Genomic DNA, 18,832 nt, shown 5'->3' on the forward strand with positions numbered 1-18,832 from the left:
CTGCCTTCGGCTCGGCCGTCTTCTTCGTGGCCGGGGCCTTGGTGGCGGCCTTCGGCTCGGCCGTCTTCTGCGCGGCTTCGGGCTCTGTCTCGGTCTTCGTGTCCGTCGTTGCCGCGGGGTCGGGCCGCTTCTCGTCCGCCGGGGTGACCTCCGGCTTCTCGGCCGTCTCGGCGGCCGCGGTCGACTTGGCCTCCTCGACCGGCTTCTCCACCGGAGCCGGCGTCTCCGCCGTGACCTCGTCCGTCACCGTCGGCTCCTCGGCGACCGGCGTCTCCGCCGAAGCCTCCGATTCCGCCGAAGCCTCCGTCTCCGCCGAAGCCTCCGTCTCCGCCGAAGCCGCCGCCTCCGTCGCCTTCTCCGCGACAGCCGGTTCCGCAGGCTCCGGCTCCTCGGCAGCAGCCGCCTCCTCGACGGTCGCCGACTCCGTGACAGCGTCCGGCTCCTCGGCGACCGTCGGTTCCTCGGCAGCCGTCGGCTTCTCCTCGACCGTCGGTTCCTCAGCAGCCGTCGGCTCCTCCTCGACCGTCGGTTCCTCGGCAGCCGTCCGTCCCTCAGCAGTCGGCGCCTTCTCCCCTGTCGGGGCGCTCTCCGACGAGCCGGCGGGGCGTGGGACCGCGACCTTGTCGAAGGCCGCCGACACGAGGTCGTGTTCGTCGTCGCGAGGTTCGGGGACGTTCGCGGTCGGCCCCGGGGTGGGTTCCGGGGAGGGGGACGGGACCTTGGGGGTCGCCGCAGGTGCTGTCGGAGTGTCCTCGGAGGTCGTCGGTTCGGTCGGCGAGGTCTGCGCCGCACCCTCCGCCTCGGCGGTTTGTGACTTGCGGGATCGTCCGAACGCGTTCCGCAACCGAGTGAGAATGCCCATGTGCGCGCAACCCTTCGCGTGAGTTGAAGCCCGTCAATCCCTGGCCAGGACGGACACGTAAGGTTAGCGGCCCTCCTGTGTGATCTTGGGCAGGGTCTGTTGTGCCAGGTCCACCTTGTCAAGGGGACATCCGGCCCGCGCAGGTGTCGCCGCCCTGAATCGCCACAACCCCCGTACGTCACCCGTGGGTTCAACCGTTGTTCACCAGGGCGCCCGGCTGTCGCACAAATGCGCCCCTACGGTCACGCTGACACCAAGGGCATCCATGGGGAGAGTAAAGTGCGCAAGCTGCTGCCGTTGATCGGAACACCGTCCGGTTCGCACCCCGGCGGCCGGTCCGCCATGACCTGTCGTTTCCGGTGTGGTGACGCCTGCTTCCACGAGGTGCCCAACACCAGCTCCAACGAGTACGTCGGTGACGTGATCGCCGGTGCGATCGGCCGCCGGTCGATGATGCATGCCGCGGCCGTGGTGACCGTGGCCGCCGCGGGGGCCGGTGCCGCCGGCGTCGTACAGGCTCCGCGGGCCGCCGCCGCCCCGGCCACAGGCGCCCCGTCCGCCGCTGCCGCCTCCGAGGCAGCCCGGCGCACACACAAGGGCGCGCGCGGACTGCGCTTCGCGCCTGTCGCGCCGAACACCGCCGACGCCGTGACCGTGCCGGACGGGTACCGGCAGAACGTCGTCATCCGCTGGGGCGAGCCCATCCTGCGCGGTGCGCCCGCCTTCGACCCGGAGAAGCAGACCGCGAAGGCCCAGGCCGCGCAGTTCGGCTACAACTGCGACTTCCTCGCCCTGCTTCCGCTGCCCGGGGAGCGCGGCCGGCAGCTGCTCGTCGCCAATCACGAGTACACCGACGAGATCCTGATGTTCCGCGGGTACGACGCCGCCGACCCGACCCGTGAGCAGGTCGAGGTCGCCTGGGCCGCGCACGGGCTGTCCGCCGTCGTGGTGGAGGAGGACCGCAGGAGCGGCAGGCTCACCGCCGTCACCCGGCATCAGCTGAACCGGCGGGTCACCGCCACCACCGCGTTCCGGCTCACCGGGCCCGTCGCCGGTTCCGGGCTCGTGAAGACCTCCGCCGACCCGACCGGCACCAAGGTGCTCGGCACTCTCAACAACTGCTCCGGCGGCGTCACCCCGTGGGGCACGACCCTGCACGGCGAGGAGAACTTCAACCAGTACTTCGCCAACAGCGGCCGGGCGACCGACAAGCGCTACGGGATCGGCACCGGGGCGTCCGAGCGCAAGTGGGAGCGGTTCGACCAGCGGTTCGACGTCGCCCGGGAGCCGAACGAGGTGCACCGGTTCGGGTACGTGGTGGAGTTCGATCCGTACGACCCCGAGTCCACGCCCCGCAAGCACACCGCTCTCGGACGGTTCAAGCACGAGGCGGCCACCGTGCGGCTCACCCACGACGGGCGGCCGGTCGTGTACTCCGGCGACGACGAGCGGTTCGACTACTTCTACAAGTTCGTCGGCAGCAAGCGGATGAAGCGCGGCTCCTCCCGTTCCGTGCGTGAGCACAACCTCTCCCTGCTCGACGAGGGCACGCTGTACGTCGCCAAGCTCACCGGTGACTCCCCCGCCCTGGAGATCGACGGCACGGGCAAGCTGCCGGAGGACGGCGAGTTCGACGGGAGCGGCGAGTGGATCCCGCTCGCCACCGCCACCGCCGAGGGCGCCGTCTCGCACGTGGACGGGATGAGCGCCGAGGAGGTGTTCGTCTTCACGCGGCTCGCCGGTGACAAGGTGGGGGCGACCAAGATGGACCGGCCCGAGGACATCGAGCCCAACCCGGTGACCGGCAAGGTCTACGTCGCGCTGACCAACAACACCAACCGGGGCGTCGGCTCCAACGCCAAGGCGGACGAGGCCAACCCGCGCCACGCCAACAAGCACGGGCACGTGCTGGAGCTCACCGAGCGGTGGAACCGGCCCGAGAGCACCCGGTTCGCCTGGTCGCTGTTCCTGGTCGCCGGTGACCCGGACGACCCCGCGACCTACTTCGCCGGGTTCCCGAAGGACGCCGTCAGTCAGATCTCCTGCCCGGACAACGTGGCCTTCGACCCCCACGGCAACCTGTGGATCTCCACCGACGGTGCCCAGCTCGGCTCGCACGACGGGCTGTTCGGCGTGGCGACCCGGGGCGAACGGCGCGGTGAGCTCAAGCAGTTCCTGACCGTGCCGAAGGGTGCCGAGACCTGCGGGCCGATCATCCAGGACCGGCGCGTCCTCGTCTCCGTGCAGCACCCGGGTGAGATCGACGGTGCGTCCGTGGAGAAGCCGGCCAGCGCCTGGCCCGACGGTGCCGGCACGTACGTCCGGCCGGCGGTCGTGGCCGTGTGGCGGGCCGACGGGCGCGACATCGGCGTCTGAGTCACCTGGCGGCAGCCGATCGTCCGAGCTGCCCGGCGACAGCCGTTCACGGAAGGGCCGGGCTCGGGGGTCTGACAGGGCCTCCGGGTGCCGGCCATTCCCGCTCCAGCCACTCCCGGTAGGCCGGTGCCTGCCGGGCGACCTCCCCGTACGCCTCCTCCAGCGCGGGGTAGACGCCGTCGAGGTCGGTCTCCGTACGGGCGGCCGCGAGCAGCCGTACGCCGAGCGGGTCGCCCTTGATGCGGCGTACCGCCATGTCGGGGCGGGGGGTGCGGGTCGGCTGGCAGACGGTGACCACCTCGCCGGTCGCGACCAGGGCGTCGGCCGTGTGGTAGTCGCCGTGCAGGACGTGCGGGCTGACCCGGGCAGCGCGGAACATCCGCTGGACGGCGTCCCATTCGCCGTCGACCGTGGGGTCGATCATCCAGCGGTCGCCGGCCAGGTCGGCCAGGTCGACCTCCTGCTTCACGGCCGCCGGATGGTCGACGGGCAGGGACACGCACTGCGGTTCGCGCTCCACCAGGACGCGCAGCCGGAGCTCCACGGGGATGCGCAGCGGGCTGCCCTCCACCTCGTGCACGAAGGCGACGTCGAGCTGGCCGTCGGCGACCATGCGGAGCAGGGCGTTGGGCGAGACGTTCATGTGGAGGCTGGGATTCTGGCCGCGGGCGCGCAGCCGGCGCAGCCAGCCCGCCAGGGCCTTGCTCGCCGTAGAGCCGATGCGGAGCTCGGCGCCGCCGGACGCCGCCGCCCTCGCCTCGGTGACCAGCAGGTGCAGGTCGGCCATCAGCGGACGGGCGCGGCTCAGGACCAGACGGCCGAGCGGGGTGGGGCGGCAGCCGGTGTGGGAGCGCAGGAAGAGCGGTCCGCCCAGCTCCTGCTCGATGCGGCGCAGTTGTGTGCTCAACGACGGCTGGGCGACACCCAGCTGCCGGGCGGCGCGGTGCAGACTGCCGGTGTCGGCTATGGCGCACAGCGCGCGGAGGTGCCTCACCTCGAGCTCCATGCTCTGTGAGGCTAAAGCGGAATCGCGTCGTTAACCAGCCACATATTCATTGCTAAACCAGGTGAATTGGGCAGCCGATAGCGCGGTCCTATCGCCGGTTGCCATCATCACAGGCGCCGCACAGGCATCGAGACTCACCGGTGAGACTCAACCCCACCCAAGGAGTCCTCGATGCGAAAGTCCCTGTCCTCCCTGGCGGTTCTCGGCCTCGGCCTCACGATGGCCGGACTCGGAACGGCTGCCCCCGCCGCGGCGTCCCCGGCCGCGGAGCCCCACGCCGGGTTCGTCGCCGAATCGTCCCAGTCCGCCCAGTCCGCCCAGTCCGCTCAGTCCGCCCGGTCCGCCGAGTCCGACGCGAACAGAGCCTTCTTCCAGGCGGTCCTGGAGTCCGTCGCCGAGAAGCGCGCCGAGAACCCGAGTGCCACCGCGGCCGTCACCGTCGTCTACGACGCCTCCCGCGCGCCCACGTTCAGCGCCCAGATAGCGCGCAGCACCCAGATATGGAACAGCTCGGTGTCGAACGTACGGCTCCAGTCCGGCTCCGCGTCGGCGGCCGACTTCAGCTACCGGGAGGGCAACGACTCCCGCGGCTCGTACGCCTCCACGGACGGCCACGGCAGCGGCTACATCTTCCTGGACTACCGGCAGAACCAGCAGTACGACTCCACGCGGGTCACCGCCCACGAGACGGGCCACGTCCTCGGTCTTCCCGACCACTACTCGGGCCCGTGCAGTGAGCTGATGTCCGGCGGCGGGCCCGGCCCGTCCTGCACCAACGCCATCCCGAACGCGACCGAGCGGTCCCGCGTCAACCGCCTGTGGGTCAACGGCCTGGCGGCGGCGATGGACAAGGCCCTGGAGAAGTCGGCCCGCTGAGCCCCCCACACGGATACGGCCGCCCCGCTGCTGCGCGGGGCGGCCGTATCCGTGTGCACGGAGAGGCGCCGGGTCAGCGGCGCTCGTGGAGCGTGAGGTCCGTGACGACCGCGCGGTGGTCGGTGTCGGCCAGGTCCAGGATGCGGGTACGGCTCGCCCCGAAGTCCTCGGACACCAGCACGTGGTCGATCTGCGCGCCGAGCGTGGGTGCCGTCCGGGCCGGCCAGGTGGCCGTGCGGTCGGCGCCGTCCAGGCGGGAGGCGTCGCGCAGGCCGGTGTCGAGGATGCGGCGGAAGGCGGCGTGGTCCTGGGAGGCGTTGAAGTCGCCGGCCAGGACCAGCGGGGTGCCCGGGTCGGTGCGCGCCGCGTCGCGCAGGGCGCCGAGCTCCCGGCGCCAGAGGTCCACCTGGCCGGGCAGCGGGGGCATGGGGTGGGCGAGTTGCAGCCGTACGGCGTGCCCGTCGACGTCGGCGACCGCCCCGGGCATGCCCATCGTGCCGCGCACGCCCTCGGTGGGCCGGAGCGGGAAGCGGCTGAGGATGACGGAGCCCTCGGAGCCGCCGCCCTCCACGGCCCGGCGGTGCGGATAGTCCGGGGAGAGGTCCCGCTTCAGCAGCGTGTCGCATGCGTAGTCGCACTCCTCCACGAAGACCACGTCCGGTTTCTCGCGGCGGACGGCATTGACGAGGGAGGCGGTGCCCTGGCCGAACTCGACGTTGGAGGTCAGCACGCGCAGTTCGGCGACCGGCCGGCCCGAGGGGTCGTCGGCCTTGCCGTACGGCTCGATGAACCAGGCCAGCAGGCCGAGCAGGACCACGCCCCACACCGTCCCGAGCCACCAGCGGGACAGCAGCGTGAGCAGCAGCCCGGCGGCGGTGGGGACGAGCAGCCAGGGGAGGAAGGCGAGGAACTGGGGGACGGGGGTGATGCCGTCGCTGTCGGCGGCCCGGCAGCCGACGACCACGCTCACCCCCGTGAACAGCAGGCCGGCACACCAGGCGCCGAACCGCCGTCCGGACGGGCGGTGCTCGCGCCCGTCGTCCCTGGCGGTCCACTCGGCAGCGGCGGTGTCCAAGGCCCGGCCTTCCGTTCGCGTGGTGGGATGCCCGAATCCTCCCTCAAAGACGGGGCGGGGCGGAGGAAGGTTGCCGGGCATCGACCCGGGCCAGGAATTCCTCCAGCGCGGCGTCGAACACCTCCGGCCGTTCCAGGTTGGGCATGTGGGCCGCGCCGTCGACGATGTGCAGCTCCGCGTCCGGGAGGGCCGCGTGCAGGGCCAGGGCGTCGGAGACGGGCGTGAAGGTGTCGTCGGCCCCCACGACGACCAGGGCCGGGACGCCGACGCGCGGCAGCAGGGAGACATAGTCGGGGCGGCGGGCCCGGGCGCGCAGGGCCGCGGCGGCGCCCTCGGGGGCGGTGGCGGTCATCATGCCGTGCACGTGCGCCTTGACCTCGGCGGAGGCGTAGGGGGCGACCATCCGCTCCAGGACCTCGTCGGCGTAGCCGCGCATGCCCTCGGCGAGGAGGCGGTCCGCCATGGCGTCGCGGGTGCGCACGCCCTCGGGGGTCTCGGCCGCCGGGAAGGTGTCCGCGAGGACCAGGCCGCGGACCCGCTCGGGGAAGAGGCGGTAGCAGTCCATGACGATCTGCCCGCCCATCGACAGGCCCGCCAGGACGAACGACTCCACCTTCAGCTCGTCCAGCAGGGCCTCGATGTCCCGGGCGAATCCCGAGAAGTCCGTGACGGCCGGGGCCGTGGGGGAGGCGCCGTAGCCGCGCAGGTCGGGAGCGACGACACGGCGGGTACCCGGGAACCTCTGGAGCTGCGGGGCCCACATCGTGCGGTCGAAGGGGTGGCCGTGGACGAGAACCAGGGGTACCCGATGCGTGTCGGGGCCTTTGTCCTCGTATGCGAGGAAGGGTGCCATGGCGTCGACCCTAGGCCGCCCAACTACTCGGTGCAATAAGATCTTTGCTCTCGGTGCAATCCAAGGGGGAGACCGGTCGATGAGTGACTACCGGCGCATCGCCGACCGCATCGCCGACGACATCGCCACCGGGCGGCTGCGGCCGGGGCAACGGCTGCCGCCACAGCGGGCGTTCGCACGGCGGCGGGGCATCGCCCCGTCGACGGCCGGGCGGGTGTACGGCGAACTCGTGCGGCGCGGGCTGGTCGTCGGGGAGGTCGGGCGCGGCACCTTCGTACGGGCCGCACCGGACGGCCCGGCGGGGCAGGCGCTCATCGAGCCCGGCCCGGCCGCCACCCCCGTCAACCTGGAGCTCAACTACCCTTCGGCGCCCGGCCAGCCGGAGCTGCTCGCCCCCGTCCTCGCGCCGCTGCTGCGCCCCGACGTGCTGGCCGAGGCACTGTTACCGGCCGCCGCCACCGGCACCGAGGCCGCCCGGGAGGCCGCGGCCACGCTGCTCATCACCCCGGGCTGGCGCCCCGCTCCGGAGCGGCTGCTGTTCACCGGCAACGCCCGGCAGGCCATCGCCGCCGTGCTGGCCTCGCTGGTCCGGCCGGGCGGCCGGGTCGGGGTGGAGCAGCTGACGTATCCGCTGGTCAAGGAGATCGCGGCGCGGCTCGGCATCACACTGGTGCCGCTGGCCGGGGACGCGTCCGGGCTGCTCCCGGAGGCCGTCGCGGCCGCGCACCGCTCGGCGCCGCTGTCCGCCCTCTACGTGCAGCCGACCCTGCACAACCCGACGTCCCTGACGACGACCCGGCCGCGGCTGCTGCAACTCGCCCAGCTGGTCCACGACCTGAACCTGCCGGTGGTGGAGGACCGCATCTGGTCCTTCCTCCGGGAGTCCGGTGATCCGCTCGCCGCGTACGCCCCGGCCCTCACCCACGTCGTCGACGGGCTCTCCAAGCGGGTCGCCCCGGGGCTCACCGCCGGGTTCCTCGTCGTGCCGCCGCACCGGGTCGCCGCCGTGGCCCGGGCCGTGCGGTCGGGCGGCTGGAGCGCGGGCCGGTTCGCGCTGGAGGCGGCCGTGCGATGGGCCGGCGAGGGGACGGTGGCGCGGCTGGTGGCGGCCAAGCGGGCCGACGCGGCACGGCGGCAGCGGATCCTCGCCGAGGAACTGGCGGGCTTCACCGTGCGGTCCGACCCGGGTGCCTACTTCGCCTGGTGGGAGCTGCCCGCGCCGTGGCGCGCGGACACCTTCACGGCCGCCGCCGCGGCCCACGGCATCGCCGTCACACCCGGCCCCGCCTTCGCCGTCGCCCCCGGGCACACGCCCGATGCCGTCAGGCTCGGGCTCGCGTCGGCTCCGGAACCTGATCTGCGACGGGCACTGCGGACCCTCGCCCATGTCGCCGCGCGGCGAGCCGGGGACCGTACCGGCCCGTGACCCAGGCGCCGGCCGCCACCGCCAGGCCCAGCAGGCACAGCAGCCAGGACACCGTGCGCAGGGTGGCGGTGAGGGCGTCGTAGACCGCGCCCGCGGCCGGGCGGTGCAGGGCGTCGGGCAGGTCGGCGAGGGTGAGGCGGCGGCCGATCGCCACGGCGAGGACCAGCAGCGCGCCGCCCAGGGCCGTGCCCAGCCCGAGGGCGGTGACCGCGCGGCGGCGGCACGCGGCGACGGCGATCGCGGCGACCGCGAGGACGGCGGCGGCGAGCGGCAGCCAGAAGGCGGCGGTGTCCAGCACGTGGTACCCCTTGCGCAGTCGGTCCACGTCCTCGGCCGGAAGCACCGGGATCCGCGTGTGCGTGACCGGGATGCGATGGGCGAACGGCACGTGGTCGTCGGAGAATTGCTGCTTGACCCGGGCGATGACGGGAGCGGCGTCGACGGTGACCGGGGCTCCGCGGGTCCCGTCGTCGCGCAGGGCGCGCAGCACCGCGTCGTGCACGGCCCGGTTCGCCGCGTCCCAGGCCGCGCGGTAGGCCTCGGTGCGGGTGAAGGAACGGGCCGCGTCGTGCACGAAGGGCCCGACCGCCCCGCGCAGCGGGCCGGTGTCGACCTCGCGCCCGGCCTGCCGCATGACGCCCTCCCCCATGGCGTCCGCGACCGCGCGCCGCACGTCCGGGTCGGCCGCGAGCGGCGCCATCGTCCGCACGTAGCGGCCGGTGTCGGTGAGCCCGTGGGCCGCCCAGGACGCGAGCGCCCCGAACGGCACGAGCAGGCACGCGAGGGTGAGCAGAACGGCCGACAGGGCGTTCCGCGCTCGTGGGGGCGCCTTCTCCGGTCGGGGCGCCAGGTCGCGCTCGGACACCCTTCCAGGCAACGGGCCCCGGGCCGGGCCCGCGAGCGCTGCGACGCCCTCCGCCGACCCGTCCGCCGCGCCGATGGGCACTCCACCTGCGAGAAGCGGCGCCGGCCGCCCCCGGTGCCGGGCTCCCCCGAACGGGTGCCCCGGCCCCCTTCCGACCTCAGCCGATGCGCCGGCCCGCGGCGTCCTCGTGCGTGTAGTAGCGGTAGAACACCATCGCGAGGACGCTCGCCCCCACCGCGAGCCCCAGGCCGCTGGAGCTGAGCACGGACGCACCGGACTGGCTGTACAGGAAGCCGGTCGCACCGCCCGCGAAGACGAACCAGCACACCGCGTGCAGTTCGCGGCGCAGCAGCGGCGCCACCGCGCACACGGCGGCGAACAGCACGGCGAACACGAGCGCCGTGACGAACCCGAACAGCAGGTTCCAGCCCGTGATGGGCCCGGCGTCGCGCCGGATGGCCGCGGCCCAGTAGCCGTAGGTGAGCCCGAGCACGATGGGCAGGCCCACCTTCACGGCGAGGTGGGTCCGCGCGCCGAAGACGTCGGGCCGGCGCCGTGGCGTGATCATCCTGCGTGAGGCGGGTGCCGCATGAGCCATGACAGCTCTCCTCTCTGTCCCTGCCCCTGGATCCAGGGCACACCTGCGGGCAGCCCCTGGCAAGTCGGCGGTACGGGGGAACGGGATGCGGCCGCTGCGGGCCCGTGTTTCGCTGGGGCCGTGAGCCGCCACCGCGAGGGGCACGGCCCGCTCGTCCGGCACGCGCGGGCCGGGCGCCGTGACGTCGTGCGGCGGCAGGAGCTGCTGCGGGTGCGGGGCCGCAGCGTGGCCTGGGTGCCGCCGCTGCTGCTGCTCGTCGCCATCGCCGTGGCCGACTACCACACCATCGGCGAGTTCCGCATGATCTCCTGGATCGTGCTGGTGCCGGCCATCGCCGCCTCGATCTGCGGGGTGTGGGGCACGGCCCTCTTCGCCGTCCTCTCCCTGGTGACGTACGTCGTCGCCGACAGCGCCTGGCCGCACGAATACCGGGCGGGCCGCGCCGACTTCGTCCTCGTCGCCCTCGGCGGCATCCTCGCCACCCTGGCCTGCGCGATCCGCGTGCGCGACGAGAACCGCGCGCTGCACATGAGCGACGTCGCCGACACCGTCCGCCGTACCGTGCTGCGCCCGCTGCCGCCCGGCTGGGGCGGCCTCGACCACGCCGGTGTGTACCTCACCGCCGACGCCCAAGCCCGCGTCGGCGGCGACTTCTACGACATCCAGCCCGGCCCGCACGGCACCCGGGTGCTGCTCGGCGACGTGCAGGGCAAGGGCCTGGGGGCGGTGGAGGCGGCGGCCGCGCTGCTCGGCACGTTCCGTGAGGCCGCGTACCACGAGACGGAGCTGGTGACGGTCGCCGAACGGCTGGAGACGCGGATGGTCCGGCACCGCGGGCACACCGTCGCCCTGGGCCGCTCCGACGGCGACCGGTTCGCCACGGCCGTCCTGCTCGCCTTCCCCGACGACGAGGGGGAGGCGGTGGACGTCCTGCTGTTCGGGCACGAGCCGCCGCTCGCCGTCGGGCCGGGCGGGGTACGCACCCTGTCGGCCGGGGCCGGGCTGCCGCTCGGCTGCCGGGACCTCGCGCCCGGGCCGCCCCGGACCCGGCGGTGGCGGGTCGCCGCCGACGAGACGCTGCTGCTGGTGACGGACGGCGTGACCGAGGCCCGTGACGGCACCGGCGCGTTCTATCCGCTCGCCCACGAGGTGACCCGGGCCGTAGCCGAGGACCCCGGCACCGCCGAACCGGCCCGCCTCGCCGCCTTCGTACGGGACGGCACACTGCGGCACGGCGGCGGGCGCCTGGGCGACGACACCACGGTGTTCGCCGTCCGCAGGAGACCCGGGGGTGGATCCGGGGGCGGACGCGGCGGCGGAGCCGGGGGCCGACCCGGCGGCGGACCCGGGAGCAGGCCCGGCGGCGGACCCGGCGGCGGACCCGGGAGCAGACCCGGCGGCGGACCCGGGAGCGGACCCGGGGGCGAAGCCCCCGAAGGCGGACGTTTGCGGTCCTGAGACCCTCCTTTGCAGCCGCAGCGGTTACGGTGCTGACGTACGTGATCGACACAGGGGGTGGGGCCATGCCCGGAACCGTGCTGCTGCTGGCGGCCTCGCCGGTGGGCAGGGGGCGCCTGGTGGACGCCGCCTCGGTGCTCCCCGTCCTCGCCGCCGTGGCGCCCGCGGTGCTGTCCGGCACCGACACCGCGAACGTCGTCGAACTCGCCGACCCGCTGGAGCCGCAGGCCGTCCTCACCCGGCTGCGCGCCGCAGCCGCGGCCCCCGGGCCCCTCACCGTGTACGTCGCCGGGCAGCTCCAGCTCGACCGCCGGCAGCGCCTGCCCCACCTCGCGCTGGCCCGCACCACCGCCTCCACCGCCCGCTACACGGCCTTCCCCTGGCACTGGTTCCGGGAGGAACTGCGGCTCAGGCCGGCCGGCGCCACGACCCTCCTGCTCGACCTGCACGCCGACGCCGAGACCTGGGAGCTGCTGCGGAGCACCCCGCTGGACTCGGGGCGCGGCAACGCCGTTCACGGTCGCATCGCGCCCCCGCCCTCCAGACGCACGGTCGCGGCCCCGGCGTACATGAAGGCCGTCGCGACGATCCTGCGCAGCGGATTCCGGCCGCCCGTCGAGCAGTTGCACCAGCAGGCGCTGACCCGGATCGCGCCGGAGAGCGCGGGCACGGACCTGGTGTTGAGCACGCCCGGCCCGACGGGCGGGGATCCGCACGCCGCCATCTCCGCCGCCGTCCAGGCCGGCCGGCACCCGGACGCCGACGCGCTCGCCGCCCGGCACGAGCAGGCCGCCGTCGCCGCGCACGGGCCCGCGTCCGAAGAGGCCCTGCACTGGGCCGAGGTACGGGCCGACCTGGCGATGTTCGCCGGGGACGCCGCCCGCAGCTGCCGCACCTGGCTGATGATCGCCACCGCCCGTCTGAACGCCGGGCAGGCGCCGGACGCCCCCGCCGTCGAGGCCGCCGTGGACCGGGCCCACCACCAGTGGGGCCAGGTCCACGACACCGCCCCCGCCCGTGAACTGGGAGCAGCGCTCGCCGCGTTGCGCGGGCGGGTGCCCGGGCGGCGCGAAGGAGCACTGGACCATGTGCAGCGCCAGCTGAGGCAGTTGCAGACCCAGGGCTGAGCCGTGTGCGCGTGGCGTGAAGGGGGCGTGCCATCGCTTTCGCCGGTGACGTCACGGGTCTGCCGCCGGGGCCTGACCCGGTGTCATGATGTCGGGCATGACAGAGGGGGACCAAGTGGCTGTCTTAGGCGTGCGCGTCCGGCTGGGCGCCGGCGCGACCGTGGACGACGTCAGAGCTCTGAAGACGTGGCTGGAGCGCGAGGAGCCGCTGGAGGAACTGCTCTCCGGCCGGCACCTGCGCATCGAGGAGCGAACCGGCACGGACGGGACCCCGGGACGCCTCGGGCCCGACCTCGAACTCGTGCTGAAACTCCTCGGTGACGTCGTCACGGTCGCGGCGCTCACCGAGTACACCGCCCGCGCGGTGAAGACCTGGACGAACAACCGCCGTCGGCTGCAGGACGGCGATCCCGATCCGCAGATCCGCCCACTGGACCCCGACGGGGAGTAGGCGGTGAGCCGCTTCGACCCGCGCGGCAAGGCGAACCGGGCGCTGCTGGCCGGTGTGTCCGAGTACGACCACACGGCACCGGATCCCCAGGGCGTGGCCGGTCAGCTCCCGGCCGTGCGGCACAACCGGACCACACTCGAGGACGCGCTGCACCGGGGCGGGGTGTTCGGCGCGGGCGAGGTGCGGACCCTGGCCTCGCCGGCCCCGGACGACTTCACGGGCGCGCTGCGCCGCGCCTGCCGCGAGGCCAGAGGGCTGCTGCTGCTCTACTTCGCCGGGCACGCAGTCACCTCCACCTCCGGCAACGAACTGCACCTCCAGATGCGCACCGCGCGGGTGCTCACGAGCCACGGGCTGCCCGGCTCGGTGAGCTTCAGCCAGGTGCTGGGCGAGCTCGCCGAGAGCAACGCCGAGCAGGTGGTGGTGATCCTCGACTGCTGCTACGCGGGCAACGCCGCGGGGATCTGGCACCGCTTCGACGATCCGAAGCGCAAGAAGCACAAGATCCTGCTGCTGATGAGCGTGCAGCCCAACCGCTGCATCCTGGGCGGGGACGCCGACGTGGCGACACCCTTCACCCGCGAACTCACGGGTGCCCTCGACGCGGGCGGCGAGGTGTGGCTCTCCGGGCTGTACGCCGCGGTGAAGGAGCGGATGGCCGCGGCGAAGTACCGGGCGGAGGACGACGATCCGCAACGGCCACAGGCCCTGGCACCGCCCTGGGACCCGGAGGCGGACGTGCTGCTGGCGGCGGGTCCTGCGGCGCCCCCGCCCCCGCCTGCGGGCGACCCCTGGCTCCCCCGATTACGGGCTCTGCTCACCCGCGGCGCCGGAGAGATCGGTGGGCGGGAGGTCGGTACTGGGGAGGCCGGTGGGCCGGGGGTCCGTGCCGGGGAGACTGGTGGGCGGGAGGCCGGTGCCCCGAACGCCGGTGCCGGGAAGGCCGGTACCCCGGGCACTGGTGCTGGGGAGCCCGGTGCCCGGAAGACCGGTGCTGGGGAGGCCGGTGCCCGGAAGACCGGTGCTGGGGAGGCCGGTGCCCGGAAGACTGGTGTCGGGGAGGCCGATGTCCCGAGCGCCGGTGCTCGGCAGGCCGATGCCCCGAACACCGGTGCCGGAAAGGCCGGTGAGCGGAAGGCCGATGCCCCGGGGACCGGTGCCCGGAGGGCCGGCAGCCGGAAGGCCCGTGCCCGAAAGCCCGCCACCCGCTCCGGACGCATCGTGCCGGCGGTGCTGCTCGCCCTGCTCGTCACCGGCGTCGGTGGCTACGGCATCCTCGCCCTGACCGGCGAGTCCGCCCTCTGCGGGCCGTCCCTGGAACTGCGTGTCCTCACCGACCCCGACCTGGAGCCGGTGATCCGAGCAGCGGCGGACGCGTACGTCACCTCGGACGCCAACACCACCGGCGACGGCTGCCGGCGCAGCGGCGTCACCGTCAACAGCGCGGGTGCCGTGGCCGTGGTGACCGCGCTGGGCGAGCGGACCGACGCCTGGCAGCAGCCCCGCGAGGACGACAACCCGCAGCGGGACGTCGGCCCGCAGCCGGACGTGTGGATCCCCGCCGCCCGCGCCGACGTCGACCGGGTCACCTCGGCCGCGGCCCGGGAGGACCGCGTCTTCGCCCGGCTGGAGCCGCAGGACGGTCCCCTCGCGTACTCGCCGGTCGTGCTGGCCGTGCCGAAGGCACGCGGCGCCGGTCTCGACCCCACCGGCCGGTCGCTGGCCGAGCTGCTCGACGACCTGGAACAGGCCGACGCCACGACGGAACTGCACCGCTCCGACCCGGAGTCCACCGACTCGGCGCTGCTGGCGACCATGGCCCTGTACGGCGACAGGCCCGGGGCGCGCGGCGCGGCCGACGCACGCGCCGCCGAGCAGCGCCTCGCCCGGACCGCACGGCCCGAGCCCTCGGCCGCGCGGCTGCTGTGCACGCTGCCCGGCGACCACGCGGTGGACGGCCGCAGCACGGCCCTGGTACCGGAGTTCCTGCTGAAGACGGGCCTCGGCTGCCACCCGGCCACCCGTGTCCCGCGCGTCGCCGCCTACCCCGACGACGTGCCCGGTCTGGAACCGGCGTTCGTGCGGGTGCGCTGGGAGGACGGCGACCGGGACGCCGAGGCGCGGGACGACGCGGTGGACCGCTTCCGCACCTGGCTGACCGGGACGGGCGGCCGGGCGGTGCTCGGCGAGCACGGCTTCAGGTCCGCGACCGGTGAACGCGGCCTGCTCGACGCGGCGTCCGCCCCCGAGGGGCTCGCCGAGTCCGTCCGCCCGGCCCGGCGGGCCGACCCCGCGACGATGGATCGGGCACTGGAGCGATACGGCAACGCGCACGGCCCAGGCCGCGTCCTGTTCCTGCTCGACAGCTCCGGCTCGATGGCCGGCCGGTGGGACGGCTCCAGCGGCGGCCCCGGCATCCTGAAGCAGACCCTGCCCGGGCTCGGCGGGGAGGACGAGTACGGCGTGTGGGCGGTGCACGGCACCGGCGACCGTACGCACTCCGCGCTTCTGCCCTTCGGCACGCACGAGCGCTCCGCTGCCGAACGGGCCCTGGACAAGGCCGAGGTGCGGGACGCGGAGGCCGATCCGTCCGGGGCCCTGCGGGACGCCCTGGAGTTCATGCGGGAGCGCGGCACCGACGAGCGGCCGCAGCTGATCGTGTACCTCACCGACGGCGAGGACGACGGACGCCTGACCGGCAAGGCCCTCGAGGACGTCCTCGACCGGGCCCGCGCCGCGGGCGCGCCGGTGGCCATGGTGTCCCTGAGCAGCTCCGGCTGCGACCAGGGCCGCCCCGCCCCGCGCGTCGCCGAGGCCGGCCGGGGCCGCTGCCTGGACGTCGGGGACGACCTCGTGCCCGCCCTGCACGACGAGGTCGCCCGCACCGGAATGGGGGAGGAATGATGGCCCGCCGTCTGACGGCCGCCGCACTGTCGCTGCTGTCCCTGCTCGCGCTCACCTCCTGCACCGGCACGGACGCCCGGGAGCGGCCGCAGGACGCCGACCCGCCCCGGATCGTGGTGGCCAGCGGCCAGGACGTCACCGGGAAGAACGGCATCCGCCAGCAGCTCATCGACGCCTGGAACGCCAAGGAGGGCGAACACGGCTACCGTGCCCGCCTGGTGGAACTCCCCGGCTCCGCCGACCAGCAGCGCAGCCAGCTGCTCGGCGCGCTCCAGTCGGGCGGGGCGGAGTACGACGTGGTGAACCTGGACGTGACCTGGATCCCGGAGTTCGCCGCCGCCGGCCTGATCCGCCCGCTGACCGGCGCGGCGGTGAAAGCGCCCGGCGACATCATCCGGTCCGTCGACAGCACGTCGTTCTGGGACGGAAAGCGGTACGCCGTTCCCTTCAACAGTGATGTGGGCCTGCTGTACTACCGCAAGGACCACCTGCGGAAGGCCGGCACCTACCGGACCGAGTTGGGCCGCGGCGTCACCTGGGACGTCCTGCGGCAGCTCATCGACGTCGTCAACGACCGTCCGAAGTCCGAGGGGTACGAGGACGGGTGGACCACGCAGCTCGCCGCCTACGAGGGCCGAACGGTCAACGCGATCGAGGCGTTCGCCTCGGCCGTCCCGGACTTCGCGCTGACCGACCGGGACGGGCGGTACGCCGCCGACGAGGCGCAGTTGACGGCCGGGGTGGCCGAACTGCGGGAGCGCACGGCGTCGTCGTACATGTCCGGGGAGGCCACCGGGTCCCGCGAGGCCGAGTCGCTCAGCGCGTTCGCGGAGGGCCGCACGACCTTCCTGCGGCACTGGCCGTACGTCTACCCGGCCCTGTACGAGACGTTCAAGGGGAACCTCGGTGTGACCCGGCTGCCCGGCAAGGCGGTGCTCGGGGGCCAGAACCTGGCCGTCACCTCCTCCACCTCCGAGCAGCGCGCCGCGAAGGCCGCCGAGCTGATCGCGTTCCTGACCGACCCGGACAGTGAACGCTGCCTGCTGCGCGCCGGGTTCGCCGCGACCCGCACGTCGGCCTACCGGGCTGCCGGCAGCACCCCGGAGTGCCGGCACGCCGCCGCGTACTCCGAGAGCGCCTCGGCGTCCCCCACCGGCGAGAGCGCCGAACTCAAGGCACCCGACCGGCTGGCGGGCGGCCTCAGCTACTCCCGGGACATCCTGCTGCCCGCCCTGAGCGAGGCCGTTCAGCGTCCTCGCACGCCTCTGTACGGCGCCGTCACACAGACCCTCATCACGGAACTGGACGCCCTGTACGTCCCGCACTCGGTGGGTGACGTGCAGGTGGCGAAGAATCTTGACGAGGCATTGAGCAAGGTTTTACCCGGTTAACTCGGTTGGATTTCCTCCCGATGATGTTCACAATTCCTCCATTGCGAAGGCCTGCCCCCGTAGGTAACGTCGATTTCGCACTGACCATGCAATTCATGCAACGCATGCAACTCAATAAAACGGGGACGGACTTCGTGAGCGTACGAAGCAAGGGAATTTCTTCTGTCATCGCCTTCGCCATGACCGGCGCGCTGTGCGGTGTCGGAGCACAGGCCGCACAGGCGGCTCCGGCGCAGCCGGAACTGCGCGCCGGAGCGGACGAGATCTGCGCGGTCCTGGGGATCGGCAGCGGCGCGGCGGGCCTGACCAAGGCCCTGGCCAAGGGCGCCTCGTGGGTGGGGATCGGCGCCAGCATCGGGTGCTACGCCTACACGAAGGCGAAGGAGGCCACGCCTGCGGAAAAGCGGGCCGCCATGATCGCGTCGTACAAGAAGTACCAGGCCATGAGTGACATCAAGAAGCTCGATGCGCTCGGCTACTACTGCCGGAAGGAAAGCGGCGGCGGCGGGGGAACCGATGTCGCCCCAGCCGACGCGTCGGTGAAGGTGGGATGGCGCGACATCAAGATGAAGGGCGTGACCTACAAGTGCACGGCCAACAGGGACTGACCGGCCGCCGCGGCCCGGGCCATGGAGAACGACTGCTGTTCTCCGTGGCGCTGGTCGCGGTGAGTCTGCTGTGGATCACCCAGGACATGGCGACGTGGGCGACGGTGGTGTGCGCGGCAGGCGCCGCCGTCGGCGCAGCTGGAATTCTCTACTTCGGGTGGCGCTGTATTCGCTCTCGCGGGAATGTGCGCTAACCGAATTCTTTGAGCGCGTCACATTCGAACCAGACGGTCTTCCCGGGCCGGTGGGGGAGCGGATCCCACCCCCACCGGCCCGTGACGGCGTCGACGATCAGCACGCCGCGCCCTTCCTCGGCGAGTTCGTCCACCGCTGTGGACAGCGGCGGTCGCGGGCACGTGTCCGTGACCTCCACGCGCAGTCCCCGCCCGTCCGGCCGCCGCAGCACCAGCACCGCGGCGCGCCGGTCGGGCGTATGGCGTACGACGTTCGCGACCAGCTCGGTGAGGGCGAGCGAGGCGGAGTCGCACAGTTCGGGCATCTCCCAGGCGGCGAGATACGCCCTGAGGATGCGACGCAGGTGCCGCCGTGGATCGTGAACGACACCGGCCCTCACCCGAGCCTTCGCGCATGCTGCACTGGGTTCTCGGTCAGCGTCCTGGGTTTGCTCGGTCTTGGTGACCACCGCCCCGGCTTTCGTGGAGGTGACGGACGTCAGCCGAGCGGCGGCGTCGTAGGCCCGGTCCTCGATCAGGGGGTTGGGCAGTGTGCTGCGGGTGAGGTTCGCCTCCGCGTCGTACGTGTAGCTGGTGGTCTTCGAGTCGGCGACCATGGTGGCCGTACGGCCGTCGGCGTCGTAGGTGTAGGCGAAGCCGCGGGTCTTGGTGAGGCGCCCGGCGTTGTCGTAGACGAAGTCCTCGTCGACGACGCCGTTGTTGCGCAGAGTCAACTGTCGGGCGAAGTGAACCCCAACCCGATCGTCAGTGGTGCAGGCCGCC

At 73.5% G+C, this 18,832-nt stretch carries 15 protein-coding genes and 1 pseudogene; 9 read left to right on the forward strand and 7 right to left on the reverse strand.

The window, feature by feature from the left end; translation table 11 throughout:
* A pseudogene (locus IE153_RS26845) lies at positions 1–862 on the reverse strand (VWA domain-containing protein); the annotation flags it as partial.
* Between the two features lie 279 nt (positions 863–1,141).
* On the opposite strand from IE153_RS26845, the gene IE153_RS26850 reads away from it, so the two are divergent.
* A complete protein-coding gene (locus IE153_RS26850) occupies positions 1,142–3,238 on the forward strand; it encodes a PhoX family protein (RefSeq protein WP_189592382.1) in 2,097 nt (698 codons plus the stop codon).
* 46 nt (positions 3,239–3,284) lie between these two features.
* Here the strand turns inward: IE153_RS26850 and IE153_RS26855 are convergent, their stop codons facing one another.
* Positions 3,285–4,244, reverse strand: a complete 960-nt coding sequence (locus IE153_RS26855; RefSeq protein ID WP_189592383.1) for a LysR family transcriptional regulator — start codon at positions 4,242–4,244, stop codon at positions 3,285–3,287.
* A gap of 171 nt (positions 4,245–4,415) precedes the next feature.
* On the opposite strand from IE153_RS26855, the gene snpA reads away from it, so the two are divergent.
* A complete protein-coding gene (gene snpA, locus IE153_RS26860; protein WP_189592384.1) occupies positions 4,416–5,120 on the forward strand; it encodes a snapalysin in 705 nt (234 codons plus the stop codon).
* Between the two features lie 73 nt (positions 5,121–5,193).
* Here the strand turns inward: snpA and IE153_RS26865 are convergent, their stop codons facing one another.
* Both IE153_RS26865 and IE153_RS26870 read right to left on the reverse strand, forming a co-directional pair.
* Entirely contained in the window at positions 5,194–6,195 is a 1,002-nt protein-coding gene (locus IE153_RS26865; RefSeq protein WP_229829180.1) for an endonuclease/exonuclease/phosphatase family protein, read from the reverse strand.
* A gap of 43 nt (positions 6,196–6,238) precedes the next feature.
* Positions 6,239–7,048, reverse strand: a complete 810-nt coding sequence (locus IE153_RS26870; protein ID WP_189592386.1) for an alpha/beta fold hydrolase — start codon at positions 7,046–7,048, stop codon at positions 6,239–6,241.
* A gap of 79 nt (positions 7,049–7,127) precedes the next feature.
* Here IE153_RS26870 and IE153_RS26875 point away from each other — a divergent pair, with 79 nt between their 5' ends.
* Entirely contained in the window at positions 7,128–8,474 is a 1,347-nt protein-coding gene (locus IE153_RS26875; RefSeq protein WP_189592387.1) for an aminotransferase-like domain-containing protein, read from the forward strand.
* On the opposite strand, the gene IE153_RS26880 is transcribed toward IE153_RS26875, so the two are convergent.
* Positions 8,371–9,339: a hypothetical protein gene (locus IE153_RS26880; RefSeq protein WP_229829181.1), complete on the reverse strand. Its 969-nt coding sequence runs from the start codon at positions 9,337–9,339 to the stop codon at positions 8,371–8,373. The genes IE153_RS26875 and IE153_RS26880 overlap by 104 nt on opposite strands.
* Before the next feature lie 157 nt (positions 9,340–9,496).
* Positions 9,497–9,937, reverse strand: a complete 441-nt coding sequence (locus tag IE153_RS26885; protein ID WP_185008605.1) for a hypothetical protein — start codon at positions 9,935–9,937, stop codon at positions 9,497–9,499.
* 120 nt (positions 9,938–10,057) lie between these two features.
* Between IE153_RS26885 and IE153_RS26890 the strand changes: the two genes are divergently transcribed.
* The 6 genes from IE153_RS26890 to IE153_RS26920 all read left to right on the forward strand — a co-directional run bounded on the left by IE153_RS26890 (position 10,058) and on the right by IE153_RS26920 (position 17,876).
* A complete protein-coding gene (locus tag IE153_RS26890; RefSeq protein WP_229829182.1) occupies positions 10,058–11,395 on the forward strand; it encodes a PP2C family protein-serine/threonine phosphatase in 1,338 nt (445 codons plus the stop codon).
* Positions 11,396–11,460: 65 nt separating this feature from the next.
* Positions 11,461–12,522 carry a hypothetical protein gene (locus IE153_RS26895; protein ID WP_189592389.1) on the forward strand — a complete coding sequence of 354 codons (1,062 nt, stop codon included), beginning with the start codon at positions 11,461–11,463 and terminating at the stop codon, positions 12,520–12,522.
* Between the two features lie 115 nt (positions 12,523–12,637).
* A complete protein-coding gene (locus tag IE153_RS26900; RefSeq protein ID WP_229829183.1) occupies positions 12,638–12,973 on the forward strand; it encodes an effector-associated constant component EACC1 in 336 nt (111 codons plus the stop codon).
* 3 nt (positions 12,974–12,976) lie between these two features.
* A complete protein-coding gene (locus IE153_RS41800) occupies positions 12,977–15,877 on the forward strand; it encodes a substrate-binding domain-containing protein (RefSeq protein WP_229829184.1) in 2,901 nt (966 codons plus the stop codon).
* A complete protein-coding gene (locus tag IE153_RS26915) occupies positions 15,877–17,268 on the forward strand; it encodes an extracellular solute-binding protein (RefSeq protein WP_189592391.1) in 1,392 nt (463 codons plus the stop codon). Before IE153_RS41800 ends, IE153_RS26915 begins: the two co-directional genes overlap by 1 nt.
* A 95-nt stretch (positions 17,269–17,363) precedes the next feature.
* On the forward strand, positions 17,364–17,876 hold the full coding sequence (locus tag IE153_RS26920) for a hypothetical protein (RefSeq protein WP_229829185.1): 513 nt from the start codon (positions 17,364–17,366) through the stop codon (positions 17,874–17,876).
* A 190-nt stretch (positions 17,877–18,066) separates the two neighbouring features.
* Here IE153_RS26920 and IE153_RS42600 read toward each other — a convergent pair whose 3' ends face one another.
* Positions 18,067–18,783: an ATP-binding protein gene (locus IE153_RS42600; protein WP_308432209.1), complete on the reverse strand. Its 717-nt coding sequence runs from the start codon at positions 18,781–18,783 to the stop codon at positions 18,067–18,069.
* Positions 18,784–18,832: the final 49 nt, after the last annotated feature.

Origin of the sequence: Streptomyces massasporeus (genome assembly GCF_014648995.1) — a bacterium.
GTDB classification, from domain to species: domain Bacteria; phylum Actinomycetota; class Actinomycetes; order Streptomycetales; family Streptomycetaceae; genus Streptomyces; species Streptomyces massasporeus.